Raw genomic sequence first — 17,568 nt, 5'->3', positions numbered from 1 at the left:
GGCCCGCGGACCTCCAGGTGGAACAGTGTCCCCGGGGCGTCGGCCGGGAACCGGCCCGTGTCGCGCAGCCATCCGTAGGCGAGTTGAATCGGCCGTGTCCGGTTCGTGGCACTGCGGGCCCGCAAGGCCAACAGGTCCCCGACCCGGATGTCCTCGATGCCGCCTCCGTAGGCGACCACGAGGTGCGCGAGCACGATCAGGGCCCGTGAGCCGTCCTGTGACTCGAGCACGTCCGTGGGGACGTCGGCCCTGAGCCGGGCGAACCCTTCGGCGTCGCGGGTGGCTTCGACCCCGAGTCGCAGAAAGCGCGAATTCCTCGACGCAAGCCACGAAAGGTCCGGGCGGACCGCGTCCGCGCAGATCAAGGCGAGGAGGCCCGCGGTCATCGCCGAATGGGTCGGACGAGCACCGATCTCCTGCCCGAATCTGCGGATATGCGACGTCCAGCCCCGGGCGTCCGCAGAGGCGGGACATGCCTGCCAGCGCTGCTGCCAGTTCTCGCCCGGGAACGTGGCGAGCCATCTCATGATCCACCGCGCGCCCTGCAACCTCGCCTGCTGGGCGCTCTTCGTCGCTGTCCGGAACGGCGGTTTCCCGAGCGTGTCGAGGATCTCCTCGCGGGAGGCCTCGGTCGCGGGCCAGGTCGTCGCCGGCGTCCGCGGGGGGAACTTCTCCATCAGTGCCGGGACTTGGCCCCAGCCGAGAGGGAGCGTGGCGGGTCCGCCCGTCACCGTTTCTGCCGTGGTGGTCAAGGAGTCGGTCCTCCGAACAGGTTGTTCAGCGAGTCCTGGTTGTAGGCGGCGGGCGAGGCCGCCGGCGGCGGGCTCTCGCGCTTGCGGCGCTGACGCTCGTGATGCGCCAGGCCTGCGACGATCACGTCGTCCTGCGACGGGTTGTTGTAGATGTCCAGGGTCGACAGGTATCGGTGGCCGAGGATGTGCTGGACGTAGACCGGCGGCATGGTCGGGTCGTCGAGCATCCGGAACGTCGCCGTGTGCCGCAGGTCGTGGAGGGTCCAGTTGGAGCCCAGGAGCTCGTTGGCGCGGTTGAACATCATGCGGGCCGCGTCGTAGGCCAACGGCCGCCAGGGGCGGCGCAGGGTCCACCACAGAGGCTGCGTGCGGCCGCGGGGGACGCCGTCGCGCCAGGCCTGTTCCTGGTAGAGCCGCAGCCAGACGAACGCATCGCCTGTGGCGGGCAGTTCCTGATAGACGTGGGTGCCCTTGCGGATCACCCCGATCGTCTGCCGGCCGACGACCGCGTCCACCTGGCGCGACGTCAGCAGTTCCTCGGCGCGGGCGCCGGTGGAGAGCCAGAAGGCGAGCAGGGCCCGATCGCGGTGCGAACGCAGGCCGGCGAAGACGTCGGCGTACTCGTCGTCCGGGATGCGTCGTGGGATTCGCTTCGGGATCTTGGGCCGGTAGAGGCCCGCGCGTTGCTTCCGGTGTTCCTTCTCCGGGTTGTGGTGTGCGTTCGCTCGGGCCGTGCGGCGGCCCCGAGCGAGCGGGAAGGGATTGACCAGGAGCGACCCGGTGTTGCGCTCCAGGTGGAAGTCGTAGAACGTCCGCAGCACGGTCTCGCAGTGGGCCCGCGTCGTGGCGGCGTACTTCGCTCCGCGGGTGGGCTTTCCGGTCACCGGATTCGGTGTTCCGGGTGCCGGGCCGCCGACTCGAGCCGGCGGGGACGGGGCCGAGGGGCCCTTGCTCCGGTGCCGCCAGTGGACGCGCACCGGTTTGTCGGCCAGCTTCATCCAGAGCACGAAGTCCCTGGCGTCCTCCCGGACGGCACGGTCCCACTCGATCTCGAAGGCCCACAGGAATCGGTACCAGCGCAGCAGGTCCATGCCGTACGAGCGCGGCGTCAGCGGTGAGCTGTCACCCGCCGTCAACTCCTTGAAGAAGACCGCGACGGGCTGCACCGTTTGACCGGACGGATCCTGTAACCGCCATGGATCCCACGGGTCCTTCGTCTCCAGCAACCGGCCGATTTCCGGCAGCACGAAGCTCTGGAGATCCCGTGCGGGACGTTGTTCATCGAGCATGCGGGGAAGCTAGCAGAGTGCCCTCTGACCTGCATAAATAAAGAAACTAGTTCGGTCAACACACCGCACCCGCCCTCGTGGCCGGTGTTGAGCGCGGCGAGCAACTCGACCACCTCGGCGCCGCGCACCTCGCCGACCACGAGTCGATCCGGCCGCATCCGCAGTGCCTGACGCACCAGATCCCGCAGCGTCACCTCGCCCGCGCCCTCGACGTTGGCCGGCCGCGACTCGAGCCGCACCACATGTGGGTGACGCGGCGTCAGCTCGGCCGAGTCCTCGGCCAACAAGAGCCGTTCGGCGGGATGAGCGCAGCCGAGGAGCGCTCCGAGCAGCGTGGTCTTGCCCGATCCGGTGCCCCCGGAGACCAGGAACGCGGCGCGAGCCGAGACGACCGCACACAGCAGTTCGGCCGCAACCGGCGACAACGAACCGACCCGGACCAGATCGGCCAGCCCCAACGAGGTGCGCCGAGGCACGCGCAACGACAGGCACGTGCCGCGCACCGCGACCGGACGCAGCACCGCGTGCAGCCGGATCCCGTCGGCGAGCGTGGCGTCCACATACGGCGAGGCGTCGTCCAGCCGCCGCCCGGCGCCGCTCGCCAACCGCTGGGCGAGCCGCCGCACCGCCGCGTCGTCCGCGAACGTCACCGCCGTGCGCTGCGGCCCCGCGCCCCGGTCGATCCACACCTCGTCGGGCGCGTTGACCAGCACGTCGGTGACCTCGGGATCACGCAGCAGCGCGTCCAGCGGCCCGGCCCCGGCGATCTCCGAGCGCAACGCCCGGACCAGGTCCGGCAACGCCGCCTCGCCGAGCACCCGCCCCTCGGCCCGCAGCGCCGCCGCCACCGCACCGGGCGTCGGCTCGTGTCCGCCCGCGGCCAACCGCGACCGCACCGCCTCGACCAGCCCCGGATCCGGCGGCGCCGGCACCGACGCGGCGGGGCCGGCCACCGGCACCGGTCGCAATTGCGGCGCCGAGAAGACCCCGGTACCGCCCTCCGCCGGCGTCGGCACCGGCCACGGCGGCGGCTGCGGCACCCCCGTCGGCCGCACCTGCCGCCCGCCCCGCGGCGGCGACCCACCCGGCAGCGGCGTCGGCGGCGGAAACGGCGGCATCGGCGGCACCTCGCGCGCACTCACGCGGCCTCCCGACGCACCACGCCGGCCGGATTGCCCGCCAGATACTCCCGACAGAACCGGGCCAACGGCCCGCGTGAGCGCAGCCCCGGCGGATCACCCCGCTCGGCGGCGGCCGACAATCCCGCCTCCGGTCGCAACTCGCCCGCGAGCGGCAGGCCGAGACCGCGCGCGGCCGCCTCCGAGGTCAGCCCCGAGGAACTCGGCTGCCGCACCACCGCCCGCAGGTCACGCACCATCGGACCGACCCGCGCCGACACCTGCGCCGCCGCGGCCAGCGCCCGCACCTCGGCCGGCACCACCAACAACCCGGTATCGCACTGCCGCAGTGCCTCCGCCCCCGCCGAGTCGGTGTGCCGCGGCACGTCGAGCACCGCGACGTCGTGCCGTCTGCGCACCGCCCGCACCACCGAGCGGATCGTGTCCGGCGGAATCCCCGGCGGTCGCTCGCGATCCCACGAGAGCACGGTCAGCCCGTGCAGGTGCACCAGCGCGTCGGACAGCGCACCGCCGTCGATCCGGCCCCGCGCGCTCGCCAGGTCCGGCCAACGCAGGCCGCTCTCGTCCTCACCGCCGAGCAGCACGTCCAGTCCCCCACCCAGTGGATCCACGTCCACCAGCGCGGTGTTCAGCCCCCGGCGTCCCGCGGTCACTGCGAGCGCGCAGGCCAACGTGCTCGCCCCGCTGCCGCCGCAACCGCCGAGCACCGCGATCGTGTGCGCGTCCGGCCCGGTGCCCTCCGCGACATCGCCCAGTCGATCGACGATCCACGCCTCCGCGTCCGGCAGGAACACCACGTGGTCCGCCCCGACGTCCAGGGCCCGTCGCCACACGTCGCCGTCGTCCAGGTCGGCGCCGATCAGCACCACGTCCTCCCGGCGGGGCAGTCCGCAGCGGGCCAGACCCGGTGTCACGTCGTCGCCGACGATCACCAGCGGCGCCGCCGGCCACGCGGTCCGCGCCGCGCCCGCGTCCGGCTGCACCTCGGGCTCGATCCCGGCCGCGGCGCACAACCGCAGAAGTTCGTCGAGCAGGGTCGGATCACCGGTCACCAGGAGCGGGCGGGCCGGCCGCGGTGGGGAGAGCGCTGCCACGGAACCTCCAGGGGTCGGGGAGGTCCGTCCGAACCGGCCCTCCCGAGAACTGACCCCACCGTCGCCGCCGGCGCGCGCTCGGCCGAGCGGGTGGTTCGTGCCTGTGTACAAGCCCGCGGTTGTGGACGACGGATTCACTCGTGCGAGGGACGGCCGGACCGTCCCGGACGGACTCATCGCGTCGACGCGCCCGTGACACGCCGAAAATCGCCCGGGAATCCACCGGAAACACCGGAGAAGGGCAGGTCCGAAAAGGTCACCGACCACACACGGACGGCCGACCCGGAATCGAGGATTCGATCCGAACCGGCCCGGACACTACGGTGACGAATCCCGCCCGCACGCGATGAGTCGGACAAAGAACCGGCCCACACAGGGGTACGGACGCAAAAAAGCCCCCGGACAAGCGACGACCCCCGCCGGGGGGGAGAGCGGGGGTCGTCTCCACGGCCGACTCGGGGGGGGAGGAGTCGGACCGGGTTAGCACGGTCGCGAACGATCCGTGACTTCCAGGATGTACCCGAGGGGGTTCTCTAGCAAACCCACGACGTGGAGTTTACGCCGAATGGCTGCCCTTATCCTCGTGAACTGTGGAAACCCAGGCTCCGAAGCGGACAGCAGCCTTCTTCGACCTCGACAAGACCATCATCGCCAGGTCCAGTGCGCTGGCGTTCAGCAGATCCTTCTACCACGGCGGCCTCATCAATCGCCGCTCCGTCCTCAAGAGTGCATACGCGCAGTTCGTCTTCCTCGTCGGCGGCGCGGATCACGACCAGATGGAGCGCATGCGTGAATATCTCTCCGCGCTGTGCCGCGGCTGGGACGTCCAGCAGGTGCGCGAGATCGTCGCGGAAACCCTGCACGACATGATCGACCCGATCATCTACGACGAGGCCGCCTCCCTGATCGAGGAACACCACGCCGCGGGTCGCGACGTGGTCATCGTCAGTTCCTCCGGCGCCGAGGTGGTCGAGCCGATCGGCGACATGCTGGGCGCGGACCGGGTGGTGGCCACCCGGATGGTGGTCGAGGACGGCCGCTACTCCGGCGACATCGACTTCTACGCGTATGGGCCCAACAAGGCCGCGGCGGTCAAGGAGTTGGCCCGAACCGAGGGCTACGACCTCGCCTCCTGCTACGCGTACAGCGACTCGATCACCGACCTGCCAATGCTTCTGGAGGTCGGCCACCCGTACGCGGTCAACCCCGATCGCGGCCTGCGCCGCGAGGCGACCGGGCGAGGCTGGCCGGTGCTGGTGTTCAGCCGGCCGGTCGCGCTGCGCCAGCGGGTGCCGTCGCTGTCGGTGCCCTCGCGCCCCGTGCTCGCGGCGACCGCGATCGGCGCGGGTGCCACCGCGGCCGGCTTCGTCTGGTACCTCGCCAAGAAGCGCCGCTGACCCCGAACACCCACGGGAGGCGCATCGCCCGCCGGGCCGGCCGACACGCCGGCGGGTCGACCACACGGCGGATCGGGAGCAAATCCGACAAAGGCCAAAAGTAAAGATCTTGGGCCAGGGGTTCCCCTCCTCCCGGCAACCCACTAGAAAAGGGACCAACGGCCCGTACGGCCCCGCTTCGGCGGTCGGCTCGCGCGGACCGAACACGACCGCCGGGAACCCACGTGCGACCGACCCTCGTAGGGGCCGAACGCGTCGGACGACCTGCATGTTCTTCCCCCCGTGGATGCGCATGCCGGGGCCGATCGTCATAACTGGTACACGCTTGGTACCCCGGTGGGAGTGCGCAAACGGCGGCGTCCGCAAGGGCGCCGCCGTCTCGTTTCCCGGGCCCCGCCGAGCCGGTCGTGCCGTCCCGCCCACAGGACGGATCAGATCCCGCGCATCACCGCTTCGCAGACCGCGACGCTCTCCCGCGCGCCCAGCGTCATCGCCTCGGCGCAGTGCCCGATCCAGGTCGCCACACCCGCCGCGGTGCCGCTCTCGTACGCGCGCAGCGCCGCCGCGTAGGCGTCCACGCCCAGGTCCAGGTGGCCGACCTCGGGCACGGCCGCGCCCTTGGGGTCCAGGCCGCGGGTGATCAGTACGATCCGCTGCGCGGCCCGGGCGACCAGGCCGTTGCCCCAGCCGAACGGGGCGAGCGTGAGGATCTCCGCGTGGGTGACCGCGGCGACCACGATCGCGGGGGCCGAGGACGGCGCGAGCAGCAGTCGGGACAACCCGTCCAGGCGGGCGGCCACCTCCTCCGCCGACGGCAGCGGCCCGGGCAGTTCGCCGTCGCGGCGCGGCCGGCCGAGCGCCTCGGCGGGCACCGCGTCGGCGGCGGCGACCACATGCAGCCGGGCCAGCACCTGGAGCGGGCTGTGCCCCCAGGTGCCCAGCAGCGAGCCGATCTCGGCGGACAACCGCAGCGCGCCCGCGATCACCGCGCCGTCCCGGCCCGAGGCCGAGAAGTCGGTGCGGCGGCGGATCTCCTCCAGCGACCAGTCGACCCCTTCGAGGGCGGCGCTCGCCCGCGCGCCGCGCAGTGCGGACTCGGCGCTGATGTCCATGCTGCGGCGGCGCATCGTGCGGTGGCCGAGCAGCCGGTCGACGGCCTTGCGAGTGTCCTCGACGGACTCCGGCACGCCGGGCAGGGCGGCGAGGGCGGCGAGGGGATCGGTTGCGGTGCTCACCCGGGTGACCCTACGCCGCGCCGGAAACCGTCCGCGACACCGGTCCGCGCGAGGCCCACCCGTCGACCCACCCGCCGGCGCGTGCTCACCGAACGACTTGACGCGGACACGGTAAGCGACGGATGATCCTATTCGAAAACGATTGTCAAACCCGAATGCCGGACCCGCGTCGTCGGCCCCGGACGTTCGGACCGTCACCGAAGGGCCCATCCGTGAAGATCGCCTTCGTCGGCAAGGGCGGCAGCGGCAAGACCACGCTGTCGTCCCTGTTCATCCGACATCTCGCGACCACCGGCCGGCCGGTGGTCGCCGTGGACGCGGACATCAACCAGCATCTGGGCGTGGCCCTCGGCCTGGACGAACGCGCCGCCGCGGCACTGCCCGCGATGGGCGCCGAGTTGCCCGCGATCAAGGAGTGGCTGCGCGGCGACAACCCGCGGATCGGCTCGGTCACCGAGATGGTCAAGACCACGCCGCCCGGCCGGGGTTCGCGGCTGATCCGACTCGCCGACGACAACCCGATCCACGCTGCGTGCGCGCGCGAGGTGCCCGGACTGCCCGGTCTGCGGCTGATGGCCACCGGTCCGTTCGAGGAGTCCGACCTGGGGGTGGCCTGCTACCACTCGAAGGTCGGCGCGGTGGAGCTCTACCTCAACCATCTCGTCGACGGCGCCGACGAATACCTGGTGGTGGACATGACCGCCGGGTCCGACTCGTTCGCCTCCGGGCTGTTCACCCGCTTCGACCTCACCTTCCTGGTCGCCGAACCGACCCGCCGGGGCGTCGGCGTCTACCGGCAATACCGCGACTACGCGCGCGACTGGGGCGTGTCGCTCGCGGTCGTCGGCAACAAGGTCCAGGGCCCCGAGGACGTCGAGTTCCTGCGCGAGCACGTCGGCGCGGACCTGCTGACCTGGACCGTGCAGTCCGACTTCGTCCGCGCCCTGGAGAAGGGCCGCGCGCCCGGCTTCGAGACGCTGGAGCCGGCCAACCGCGCCGCGTTGCACACGTTGGCGCGTGCCTGTGACGCCCGCTTCGAACACCGCGACTGGGAGCGATACACCGCGCAGATGGTCGAGTTCCACCTGCGGAACGCACAAAGCTGGGCCAACGCCAAGACCGGCGTCGATCTCGCCGAGCAGGTCGACTCGGCGTTCGTGCTCGGCCCGCAGGCGATCTCCGCCGGGGTCTGAACGCGGCGGGGCGGCCCGCCCCCGAAGGGACGGGCCGCCCCGGGCCCGCAGATCCCGCTCAGTCCTCGGCCGCCGCCGACGACTGCTGCGCGGAGATCTGGTCCATCACCGACGAGTCGGTCAGCGTGGTGACGTCGCCCAGCGTGCGGCCCTCGGCCATGTCCCGCAGCAGGCGGCGCATGATCTTGCCGGAGCGCGTCTTGGGCAGTTCGGTGACCACCTGGATGCGCTTGGGCTTGGCGATCGGGCCGAGCACCCGGCCGACGTGCTCGCGCAGTTCGGCGACGAGTTCGTCGGAGGAGTCCCCGGCCGAGCCGCGCAGGATCACGAACGCCACGATCGCCTGGCCCGTGGTCGCGTCGGTGGCGCCCACCACGGCCGACTCGGCGACCTTGGCGTGCGAGACCAGCGCCGACTCGACCTCGGTGGTGGAGATGTTGTGGCCGGAGACGAGCATCACGTCGTCCACCCGGCCTAGCAGCCAGATGTCGCCGTCCTCGTCCTTCTTGGCACCGTCGCCGGCGAAATACAGCCCGTCGAAGCGGGACCAGTAGGTGTCTTGGAACCGCTGGTCGTCGCCCCAGATGGTGCGCAACATCGACGGCCACGGCTGGTCGAGCACCAGGTAGCCGCCACCGCCGTCGGGCACCTCGGTCGCGGTGTCGTCGACCACCTTGGCCGAGATGCCCGGCAGCGCGCGCTGCGCGGAACCCGGCTTGGTCGAGGTGACGCCCGGCAGCGGGCTGATCATGATCGCGCCGGTCTCGGTCTGCCACCACGTGTCGACGATCGGGGTCTTCCCGGCGCCGATGTGCTCGCGGTACCAGATCCACGCCTCGGGGTTGATCGGCTCGCCGACGCTGCCCAGGACGCGCAGCGAGGACAGGTCGAACTTCGCGGGGATGTCGTCGCCCCACTTCATGCAGGTGCGGATCGCGGTGGGCGCGGTGTACAGGATGGTGACCCCGTACTTCGCCACGATCTCCCACCAGCGGCCCTGGTGCGGCGAGTCCGGTGTGCCCTCGTACATGACCTGGGTGGCGCCGTTGGAGAGCGGGCCGTAGGTGATGTACGAGTGCCCGGTGACCCAGCCGATGTCGGCCGTGCACCAGTAGACGTCGGTCTCGGGCTTGAGGTCGAACACCGCGTGGTGCGTGTAGCTCGCCTGGGTCAGGTAACCGCCGGAGGTGTGCAGGATGCCCTTCGGCTTCCCCGTGGTGCCCGACGTGTACAGGATGAACAGCGGGTGCTCGGCGTCGAACGCCTGCGGCTCGTGCTCCTCGGACTGCGCGTCGACCAGGTCGTGCCACCAGATGTCGCGGCCCTCGGTCCACGCGACGTCGCCGCCGGTGCGACGCACCACGAGCACGTTGCGCACGTCCGGGCAGGACTCCAACGCCTCGTCGATGGCGGGCTTGAGCGCGGAGGGCTTGCCGCGCCGGTAGCCGCCGTCGGCGGTGATCACGATCCGCGCGTCGTTGTCGTTGACACGTGAGGACACCGCGTCCGCCGAGAAGCCGCCGAAGACGACCGAGTGCGGGGCGCCGATGCGCGCGCAGGCGAGCATCGAGATCACCGCCTCGGGGATCATCGGCAGGTAGATCGCCACCCGGTCGCCCGCCTCGACGCCCAGCGAGGTGAGCGCGTTGGCCGCCTTGGACACCTCGCGCTTGAGGTCGGCGTAGGTCAGCGTGCGGGTGTCGCCCGGCTCGCCCTCGAAGTGGATCGCCACCCGGTCGCCGTGGCCCGCCTCGACGTGCCGGTCGACACAGTTGTAGGCCACGTTGAGCTTGCCGTCGGCGAACCACTTCGCGAACGGGGGCGTCGACCAGTCCAGCGTCTCCTGCGGCTCCACCGCCCAGTCCAGCCGCCGGGCCTGTTCGGCCCAGAAGCCGAGCCGGTCGGCCGACGCCCGCTCGTACGCCTCGGCCTTGACGTTGGCGGCCTCCGCGAGCGCCGGCGGGGGCGCGAAGCGTCGCTCCTCGCGCAGCAGGTTCGACAGTGCCTCTTGGGCCTTGTCCCCGGTGTTCCGGTCTGCGTTGCTCACGCGTACTCCTCCGTGCTGCTGCGGTCGGTTCCTTCCGCCGTAGCTCATCAGGGACCGGCCCGAGCCGGCAAGAGGAGGACCGCGATTGGTTTAGACCACTTCTCGGGCCACGGCGCATCGTGGCCGACGGCGAGATCGTACGGGGTGGCTACCCCGCATTGAGTGCCGGAAAAGTGTGATCTTCGGCGCCCGTCGCGAGCACCTCCGGCAGCGCCCCGGACTCCGCCCGCTCCGCGTCCACCGGCCCGAAATCGCCGCGCACGCCGTCGTAGAGGTACATCTGCGCGGAGGCGAGGTCGAAGTAGAGCCCGAACAGGCGCAGTCGTCCTGCGGCCACCGCCTGGGCGACCACCGCGTGGTCGAGCAGGTTGTCCAACTGCTGGACCACGTTGGTCAGGCACAGTTGTTCCACCGGTGGTACCCGATACCCGGTCAGGGTCGGCGCGGGGCCGGCGGTGAAGCGCGCCAGCGACAATTCGCCGTTGCGCAGCCAACGGTCGAGGTGCGGCGTCGTGCCGGGCTCCGCCCCGGCCTCGGGCGCCTTGCCGACCTTGTCGAGCAGCGCGCCCATCGCCCCGCAACCGGAGTGCCCGCACACCGTGATGCTGCGCACCCCGAGCACCGCCACCGCGTATTCGATCGCCGCGCCCACCGACGCGTCGGCCGTGTCGGAGCCGGCCTGCCCGGTCTCGCCGCGCGGCACCAGGTTGCCGACGTTGCGCACGGTGAACAGGTCCCCGGGGCCGCTCGCGGTGATCAGGTTCGGCACGATCCGCGAATCGGCGCAGGTGATGAACAGTTGTGCGGGCTTTTGTCCCTCCAGCGCGAGCCGCTCCAGGAACGGCTGGACCAGCGGCGCGGTGCGCTGTTGGAACTCGCGCGCACCGGCCACCAGCGCCTGGGACGCGGTGCCGTCCTCGCGCGGGCAGGCCCGCTGCCAGTGCCACCACGGCGCGAACCAACGCGGCGAGGGGGTCAGTCGAGAGCGCCTGGGGCCCGGCGAACCGCCCGCGGCCCGCTCGTAGCAACCGTCGTGGATCTCCTCGATGTCCACCCGACCGCCGCGCGCGAGGTAGCCCACGCGCCACGAGTGCACCGCCTCGAACGCGGCCTGGTCGAGGTAGTCCACCGTCATGTCGACCACGACGTGCTCGCCCGGCGGCAACTTGCCCAGCACTCGGGACAGTCGCGGCACCGACAGGAAGGTCAACGAGCCGTGCACCTCGACGTGCAACACGCCGTCGCCGGGATGCACCCGCACGGTGCTGCGGCTGAGCCGATACAGCGCGGTGAGCACCGCGACCACCACGCCGAGCAGCACGCCTTGGAGCACGCCGGCCAGGATCACCCCGGCGATGGTCGCCGCGTAGGCGGGGAACTCGCGATGCCGGTGCACGTGTCGGATGTGCGCGAGGCTGACCATCTGGATGCCGACCACCATCACCAGCGCGGCCAGCACCGCGAGCGGGATGCGCTCGACGAAGGCGCCGAGCAGGCCCACGAACAACATCACCCACACGCCGTGCATGATCGTCGCGGCCCGAGTGAGCGCACCGGCCCGCACGTTGGTCACCGAACGGATCGCCACGCCGGTCACCGGGTAGCCGCCGATCGCGCCGGAGACCACGTTGCCCACGCCCTGACCGATCAGTTCGCGATCGAGCTTGGCGCGCGGCCCGTGGTGCAGCCGATCCGCCGCGGCGGCCGAGAGCAGCGACTCCATGCCGGAGACCAACGCGACGCTGATCACACCCACCGCGATCGCGCCCCACGCGCCCGCCGGCGGCAACACCGGGGTGGTGAGGGCGATCGAGGACAGGTCCACCCGGGCCACGTTCAGGTGCAGGACGCTCGCGGTCACCGTGGCGAGCGAGACCGCGATCAGCGGCGCGGGCACCCGGCCGAGCCGCGCCCACCGCCCGGGCAGCCTGCCGAGCATCGGCCAACCGAGCAGCAGGACCACGGTGATCACCCCGACCGCGACCGTCGGGGCACGCAGATTGCCCACCTGGGTGGGCAGTTCGTGCAGGTTCTCCCAGGCCGAGCGCTGCGGCGCCCCGCCCAGGACCACGTGCAACTGGGCCAGCGCGATCACCACGCCGATGCCCGCGACGACGCCGTGCACGACGGCCGGCGACAGCGCGAGGGTGGCGCGGGCCACCCGGAGCACGCCGAGCAGGATCTGGAGCAGGCCGGCGCCGACGGTGACCAGGCAGGTCACCCGCCAGCCGTAGGTCTGGACGAGGCCGGCCACGATCACGGTCAGGCCCGCGGTGGGACCGCTCACCTGGAGCGGTGCGCCACCGATCAGGCCGACCACGATGCCGCCGACCACGGCCGAGATGATGCCGGCGCCGAGAGGGGCGCCGGCTGCGAGTGCGATGCCGAGCGACAGCGGCACGGCAACCAGGAAAACCACGAGTGAGGCGCCGAAATCCGCGCGCAGCGCGGCGATTCGGGAGACCGGCGCGAGCGTGATGTCAGGGGCAACGGGCATGTCCGTGTCCTCCGGGGTCAGTCATGTCAGTCATGTCATGGCGGGCATGGCTGCCGCAGGGGTGGCGGCGCGCAGGGTCGAACAAGAGTGCCGGGCCGGATAGGCCAAGTTAACTCTAAGTGTTTACCTTGTCACAGTAAGGCTATTCTTTTCAGAACGTAAAATATGCACCCACATGGGTGAATCAGGTGTTTCGCGTCGAGAACCTTCCACACCGTGTGTGATGGCCCGTAATCTCCCCGGAGTGGGGGTGGTTCCGTGCAGGTACTCACACTGTTCGCGACCGGGCTCGGTGCGGGGTTCGTCGCGGGCGGCGCGTCCTGCGCGGCGGTCCAGGGCGGCCTGCTCGCCGGCGCCGTCCGGCCACGCCCGACCCCGGCCGCCGGTTGCCCGACGACAGTGCCGCGCGGCCTGCTCCCCCGGGCGCTGGCCGTTTTCCTGGGCGCCAAGCTCGCCGCGCACGCCGTCCTGGGCGCCCTGCTCGGGCTGCTCGGCGGCGCGATCCAACCGACCCCCGGCACCCGCGCGATCCTGCTGCTCCTGGCGGGCGCGCTGATGGTGCTCTTCGGCCTGTCCATGCTCGGTGTGCCCGGGGTCGGCAGGCTGCTGCCGCGCGCCTTCGCCCGCGGCGCCGGCCGCGGTCCACTGCTGTTGGGCGCCGCCACCGTGCTGGTGCCGTGTGGCGTCACCCTGGGCGTCGAACTGGTCGCGGTGACCTCGGGAAACGCGTTCGGCGGAGCCGCCGTGCTGACCGGTTTCGTGCTCGGCACCCTCCCGCTGTTCGCCGCGCTCGGCCTGCTGGTCGGCGCCTCCGGACGAGTGCTGCGCGGCCGACCGACCGCGCTCCTGGGCCTGTTGGTGCTCGCGGTGGCCGCGTGGACGATCGCCTCCGGACTGCGCCTGGGCGGCTGGTGGACGCCGGCCGCGGCGGGCACCGTGGATCACGCGGCGGCGCGCACGGGCACCGACGGCGTGCAACGAGTCACCGTCCGGGTCGGGAACGAGGGCTACCACCCGGCCCGCGCGCTGGCCCGGGCCGGCGTGCGCACCGTGCTGGTGTTGCGTACCGACCACACCACCGGCTGCACCCGGGGCTTCGTGCTGCCCGCCCGGGACGAGCAGCGGGTGTTGCCGGTGACCGGGGCGGCCGAAATCGACCTGGGCACACCGCGCGCCGGCACCCTGACCTGGACCTGTGCGATGGGCATGTACAGCGGCCGCATCGAGTTCCGGAGCGACCCCTGACGCCCGCCCGGCTCGGATCGCTTCCGGGGCCCGACTCCCCGTACGGTGATGTGTCCGCGCTCACGTATGCCGGGTGATCCGCCGCGTCCCGACTCGGGTACGCGGTGAAAGGTCCGGGCACGCACGCAACCGGGTGGGCCCGGCGTGCGTATGTATCGATAGGTAATACAGCCCGGTCCGGCATGTCCATGGGAAGAGGTGAACTGTGCGAACTGTCCGCGGCGCTGCGGTGCTCGTCGTTGTCGCAGTCCTGGCCGCTATCGGTTTCGTGGTTTTCGCAAAGGACGGGAAAGATTCCGGCAATTCCTCTGCAAAGAACCCTGGCAACGGAAATCCGAGCGCTCCGGGCAAGGAATCGGACAAACCGAGAGGTCCGGTCAAGCCGATCGGCGACGGCTCGACCGCCGACACCGGCCCCCAGCCGAACCAGCCCAAGGTGGAGAAGCTCAAGCCGGGCGAGAAACCGCCGCAGTTCGTCATTTTCTCCTGGGACGGCGCGGCCGAGGACGGAAACAAGCTGGTCTCGGAATTCTCGAAGCTGTCCGAGGCGAACAAGGCTCAGATGACGTACTTCCTGAGCGGTATCTACACGTTGCCGAAGACGAAGAAGGCCATGTACACCGGCCCGAAGCACGCGGCCGGCGCGTCCGACATCAACTTCATGTCGGACGAAACGGTGCGCAATACGATCATCCAGATGCGTGAGGTCTGGCTCAAGGGCAACGAGATCGGCACGCACTTCAACGGGCACTTCTGCAACAGCGCCACGAGCGGCAAGAGCTGGAGCCCCGCGGACTGGAAGAACGAGACCGAGCAGGCGGTCAAGTTCGTCCAGAACTGGAAGACCAACACCGGGTACGCCGACCTGCCGCCGCTGCCGTTCGACTACGCGCCGGGCAAGGAACTCATCGGCGGCCGGGCCCCGTGCCTGGAGGGCCAGCCGAATCTGATGCGGGCCGCCAAGGAAATGGGATTCCGCTACGACGCGAGTTCTCCCGGCGGTCTTCAGGTGTGGCCCAAGCGCGGCAAGGAGACCGGCATTTGGGACTTCCCGCTCCAGTCGCTTCCGTGGCCGGGCAGCCCGACCAAGTCGCAGCTCTCCATGGACTACAACATCATGTACGAGCAGGAAGCGGTGCACGGCAAGTTCGACCCGTCCAAGAAGGACGCGTGGGAAAAGGAAGCCCACGATTTCTACATGAACGGATTCCAGCGCGCCTATACCACCAATCGCGCGCCGTTGTTCATCGGTAATCACTTCGAGGACTGGAACGGCGGCATCTACATGAATGCCGTCCGGGACACGGTGACCTCGGTCTGCACGAAGGCCGACGTGCGGTGCGTGACCTTCCGTCAGCTCACCGACTGGCTGGAGGGCCAGGACCCCGCGGTGATCGCCAAGCTCCAGGGCCTGGGCGTCGGTCAGAACGTGACCGACTGGAACACGATCGTCAACGCCTCCGCGCAGTCCCCGAACAAGCCCGCGGCGTCGCGCTCGCTCGCCGCGCCGGACCACGCGGTGCTGCCGCGCCGCCAGGACTGAGCCCCCGGCGGCCCCGCCACCCTCGACGCGGCCCCGTACCGAAGACAACTTCGGTACGGGGCCTTTGCGTTGCCGCCGCACCGGCGACGCGCGTACCGATCGGTTCCACCGGGTCGCACACATTATCGATATACTTACGGCGATCGAGGGCGGAATTCACCGCTCCGACACATGGGTCTCCCTTCGGGAGGCATGCCGGGAAGTCTGGTCGGCGCTGTTTTGTCGTTTTCGCGGGGCGGTATACGCCTGCGAGCCGCAGCCGACCTGGAGGTCCCGTGGGTGCCGAGTCCGCACCACGCAACAAGTTCTTTCGGCGCCCGTCCACGCTGGCCGAGCGGAATTTCATCGCCGACGCGCTGCGCACCGAGACCGTCGGCGGCGCACTGCTGCTGATCGCGGCGGTGGTCGCGGTGATCTGGGCGAACACCGCGTGGAGCGACGCGTATCACGACCTGCGCGACTTCCGGATCGGCCCCGAGGCACTCAACCTCAATCTGTCGCTGGGCACTTGGGCCGCGGACGGACTGCTCGCGGTGTTCTTCTTCGTGGCCGGCATCGAACTCAAGCGCGAACTCGTGGTCGGCGACCTGCGCAATCCCGCCCAGGCGGTGCTGCCGGTGGTGGCCGCCGCGTGCGGCATGATCACCCCGGCGCTGTTCTACTTCGCGGTGAACGCGGGTGGCGGCTCGCCGGACGGCTGGGCGATCCCCACCGCGACCGACATCGCCTTCGCCCTGGCCGTGCTCGCGGTGATCGGCACCAACCTGCCCTCGGCACTGCGTTCGTTCCTGCTGACGCTCGCGGTGGTCGACGACCTCGGCGCGATCCTGATCATCGCGATCTTCTTCACCGACTCGGTGGACTTCCTGGCCCTGGCCGGGGCGTTCGCCCTGCTCGTGGTCTTCGCCCTGCTCCAGCGATTCCGGGTGCGCGGCTGGTGGTGGTACGTACCGCTCGCCCTGGTGATCTGGGCGCTGATGCACGAGAGCGGGGTGCACGCCACGGTCGCGGGCGTCGCGATGGGCCTGTTGATGCGGGTGCTTCCCGACCGGGAGGAGCGGACCTCGCCGGCCGAGCACGTCGAGCACCTAGTCCGGCCGGTCTCCGCCGGCTTCGCGGTGCCGATCTTCGCGCTGATGTCCGCGGGCGTCGCGGTCTCCGGCCCGGTGCTCGCCGACGTGTTCACCCGCCGACCCACGCTCGGCATCATGATCGGCCTGATCCTGGGCAAGGTGGTCGGCATCTTCGTGGGCACCTGGCTGGTCGCCCGATTCACCCGGGCCCAGCTCAGCGACGACCTCGCGTGGTGGGACGTGTTGGGCATGTCGATGCTCGCCGGCATCGGCTTCACGGTGTCGCTGCTGATCAGCGAACTCGCCTTCACCGACGACCCGACGCTGACCGAGGAGGCCAAGGCCGCGGTGTTGGTGGGCTCGGTACTGGCCGCCATCGGGGCCTCGATCGTGCTGCGGATAAGGAACAACGCGTACGCCCGGATGTGCGCCGAGGAGAATCGCGACGACGACGGCGACGGCATTCCGGACGTCTATCAGAGCGACGCCGATCGGTTGCGGAACGAGAAGCTCGGGTACTCCTGACGGCTTCGTTTCCCATCCGAAACACTCGTACGACGCGCCCCGCTGGATCCGTATCGCCACAGCAGGGCATGATCGGGGTCGGATTATCCGTACCCGCACGAGGAGTGACCATGGCAGGCACCGACAGGTCCCCGGCCCAGGACGTGCCCGTCGACGCACAACGATCCCTCGGCGAGCTGTTCTCGTCGGCCAGCCGGGACATGTCCACGCTGGTGCGCAGTGAGATCGCGCTCGCCAAGAGCGAGGTCAAGGTCAGCGTGGTCAACGTCGCCAAGGGTGGCGGCGCGTTCGGCGCGGCGGCCTTCGTGGGTGTGTTCGCGTTCGTCTTCCTGAGCTTCGCCGTCGTCTACGGCATCCACGCCCTCGGTCTCGGCGTGGCGTGGAGCTTCCTGATCGTCGGCGGCTTCTATCTGTTGCTCGCGGGGGCACTCGCCTTCTACGGCATCAAGTCGTTCAAGAAGGTGCGGCCGCCGGAGCGGACGATCACCACGACCCGGGACACGGTGAGCACGCTGAAGAACGTCGGCTGACCCGGCGGC

At 70.7% G+C, this 17,568-nt stretch carries 12 protein-coding genes and 1 pseudogene; 6 read left to right on the top strand and 7 right to left on the bottom strand.

Annotated elements, in window-relative coordinates; genetic code table 11:
* The 4 genes and pseudogenes from ABZ374_RS28605 to ssd all read right to left on the bottom strand — a co-directional run.
* Positions 1–752 (bottom strand): annotated as a pseudogene (locus ABZ374_RS28605) (site-specific integrase); the annotation flags it as partial.
* Entirely contained in the window at positions 749–1,918 is a 1,170-nt protein-coding gene (locus tag ABZ374_RS28600) for a site-specific integrase (RefSeq protein WP_360316057.1), read from the bottom strand. The gene ABZ374_RS28600 and the pseudogene ABZ374_RS28605, both read right to left, overlap by 4 nt.
* Positions 1,885–3,183 carry a TadA family conjugal transfer-associated ATPase gene (locus ABZ374_RS28595; protein WP_360316054.1) on the bottom strand — a complete coding sequence of 433 codons (1,299 nt, stop codon included), beginning with the start codon at positions 3,181–3,183 and terminating at the stop codon, positions 1,885–1,887. Before ABZ374_RS28595 ends, ABZ374_RS28600 begins: the two co-directional genes overlap by 34 nt.
* On the bottom strand, positions 3,180–4,274 hold the full coding sequence (gene ssd / locus ABZ374_RS28590) for a septum site-determining protein Ssd (protein WP_360316051.1): 1,095 nt from the start codon (positions 4,272–4,274) through the stop codon (positions 3,180–3,182). Before ssd ends, ABZ374_RS28595 begins: the two co-directional genes overlap by 4 nt.
* A gap of 590 nt (positions 4,275–4,864) precedes the next feature.
* On the opposite strand from ssd, the gene ABZ374_RS28585 reads away from it, so the two are divergent.
* On the top strand, positions 4,865–5,671 hold the full coding sequence (locus tag ABZ374_RS28585; RefSeq protein ID WP_360316048.1) for an HAD-IB family hydrolase: 807 nt from the start codon (positions 4,865–4,867) through the stop codon (positions 5,669–5,671).
* Between the two features lie 431 nt (positions 5,672–6,102).
* Here ABZ374_RS28585 and ABZ374_RS28580 read toward each other — a convergent pair whose 3' ends face one another.
* A complete protein-coding gene (locus ABZ374_RS28580) occupies positions 6,103–6,906 on the bottom strand; it encodes an oxidoreductase (RefSeq protein WP_360316046.1) in 804 nt (267 codons plus the stop codon).
* 212 nt (positions 6,907–7,118) lie between these two features.
* Between ABZ374_RS28580 and ABZ374_RS28575 the strand changes: the two genes are divergently transcribed.
* Positions 7,119–8,099 carry an ATP-binding protein gene (locus ABZ374_RS28575; protein WP_360316043.1) on the top strand — a complete coding sequence of 327 codons (981 nt, stop codon included), beginning with the start codon at positions 7,119–7,121 and terminating at the stop codon, positions 8,097–8,099.
* Between the two features lie 58 nt (positions 8,100–8,157).
* Here ABZ374_RS28575 and acs read toward each other — a convergent pair whose 3' ends face one another.
* Both acs and ABZ374_RS28565 read right to left on the bottom strand, forming a co-directional pair.
* Complete coding sequence (gene acs, locus ABZ374_RS28570; protein WP_360316041.1) at positions 8,158–10,146, bottom strand: acetate--CoA ligase; 1,989 nt, start codon at positions 10,144–10,146, stop codon at positions 8,158–8,160.
* Positions 10,147–10,294: 148 nt separating this feature from the next.
* Positions 10,295–12,643, bottom strand: a complete 2,349-nt coding sequence (locus tag ABZ374_RS28565) for a SulP family inorganic anion transporter (RefSeq protein ID WP_360316039.1) — start codon at positions 12,641–12,643, stop codon at positions 10,295–10,297.
* Between the two features lie 258 nt (positions 12,644–12,901).
* Here ABZ374_RS28565 and ABZ374_RS28560 point away from each other — a divergent pair, with 258 nt between their 5' ends.
* The 4 genes from ABZ374_RS28560 (at position 12,902) to ABZ374_RS28545 (ending at position 17,559) form a co-directional block, all read left to right on the top strand.
* On the top strand, positions 12,902–13,888 hold the full coding sequence (locus ABZ374_RS28560) for a sulfite exporter TauE/SafE family protein (RefSeq protein ID WP_360316036.1): 987 nt from the start codon (positions 12,902–12,904) through the stop codon (positions 13,886–13,888).
* Positions 13,889–14,093: 205 nt separating this feature from the next.
* Complete coding sequence (locus tag ABZ374_RS28555) at positions 14,094–15,431, top strand: hypothetical protein (RefSeq protein ID WP_360316034.1); 1,338 nt, start codon at positions 14,094–14,096, stop codon at positions 15,429–15,431.
* Between the two features lie 326 nt (positions 15,432–15,757).
* The gene (nhaA, locus tag ABZ374_RS28550; RefSeq protein WP_360316074.1) at positions 15,758–17,029 is read left to right on the top strand and encodes a Na+/H+ antiporter NhaA; all 1,272 of its coding nucleotides are present in this window, start codon (positions 15,758–15,760) and stop codon (positions 17,027–17,029) included.
* 110 nt (positions 17,030–17,139) lie between these two features.
* Positions 17,140–17,559 carry a phage holin family protein gene (locus ABZ374_RS28545; protein WP_360316031.1) on the top strand — a complete coding sequence of 140 codons (420 nt, stop codon included), beginning with the start codon at positions 17,140–17,142 and terminating at the stop codon, positions 17,557–17,559.
* Positions 17,560–17,568 lie beyond the last annotated feature (9 nt).

It is taken from the genome of Embleya sp. NPDC005971 (assembly GCF_040629175.1).
Classification (GTDB): domain Bacteria; phylum Actinomycetota; class Actinomycetes; order Streptomycetales; family Streptomycetaceae; genus Embleya.
The sequence above is the reverse complement of the archived record's forward strand: the minus strand, read 5'-3'. Positions and strand labels throughout refer to the sequence as shown.

What these genes read in the sequence shown, in the direction of transcription:
- ABZ374_RS28545 (WP_360316031.1), top strand. Translation starts at nt 17,140, where the DNA reads ATGGCAGGCACCGACAGGTCCCCGGCCCAGGACGTGCCCGTCGACGCA.
- ABZ374_RS28565 (WP_360316039.1), bottom strand. Translation starts at nt 12,643, where the DNA reads ATGCCCGTTGCCCCTGACATCACGCTCGCGCCGGTCTCCCGAATCGCC.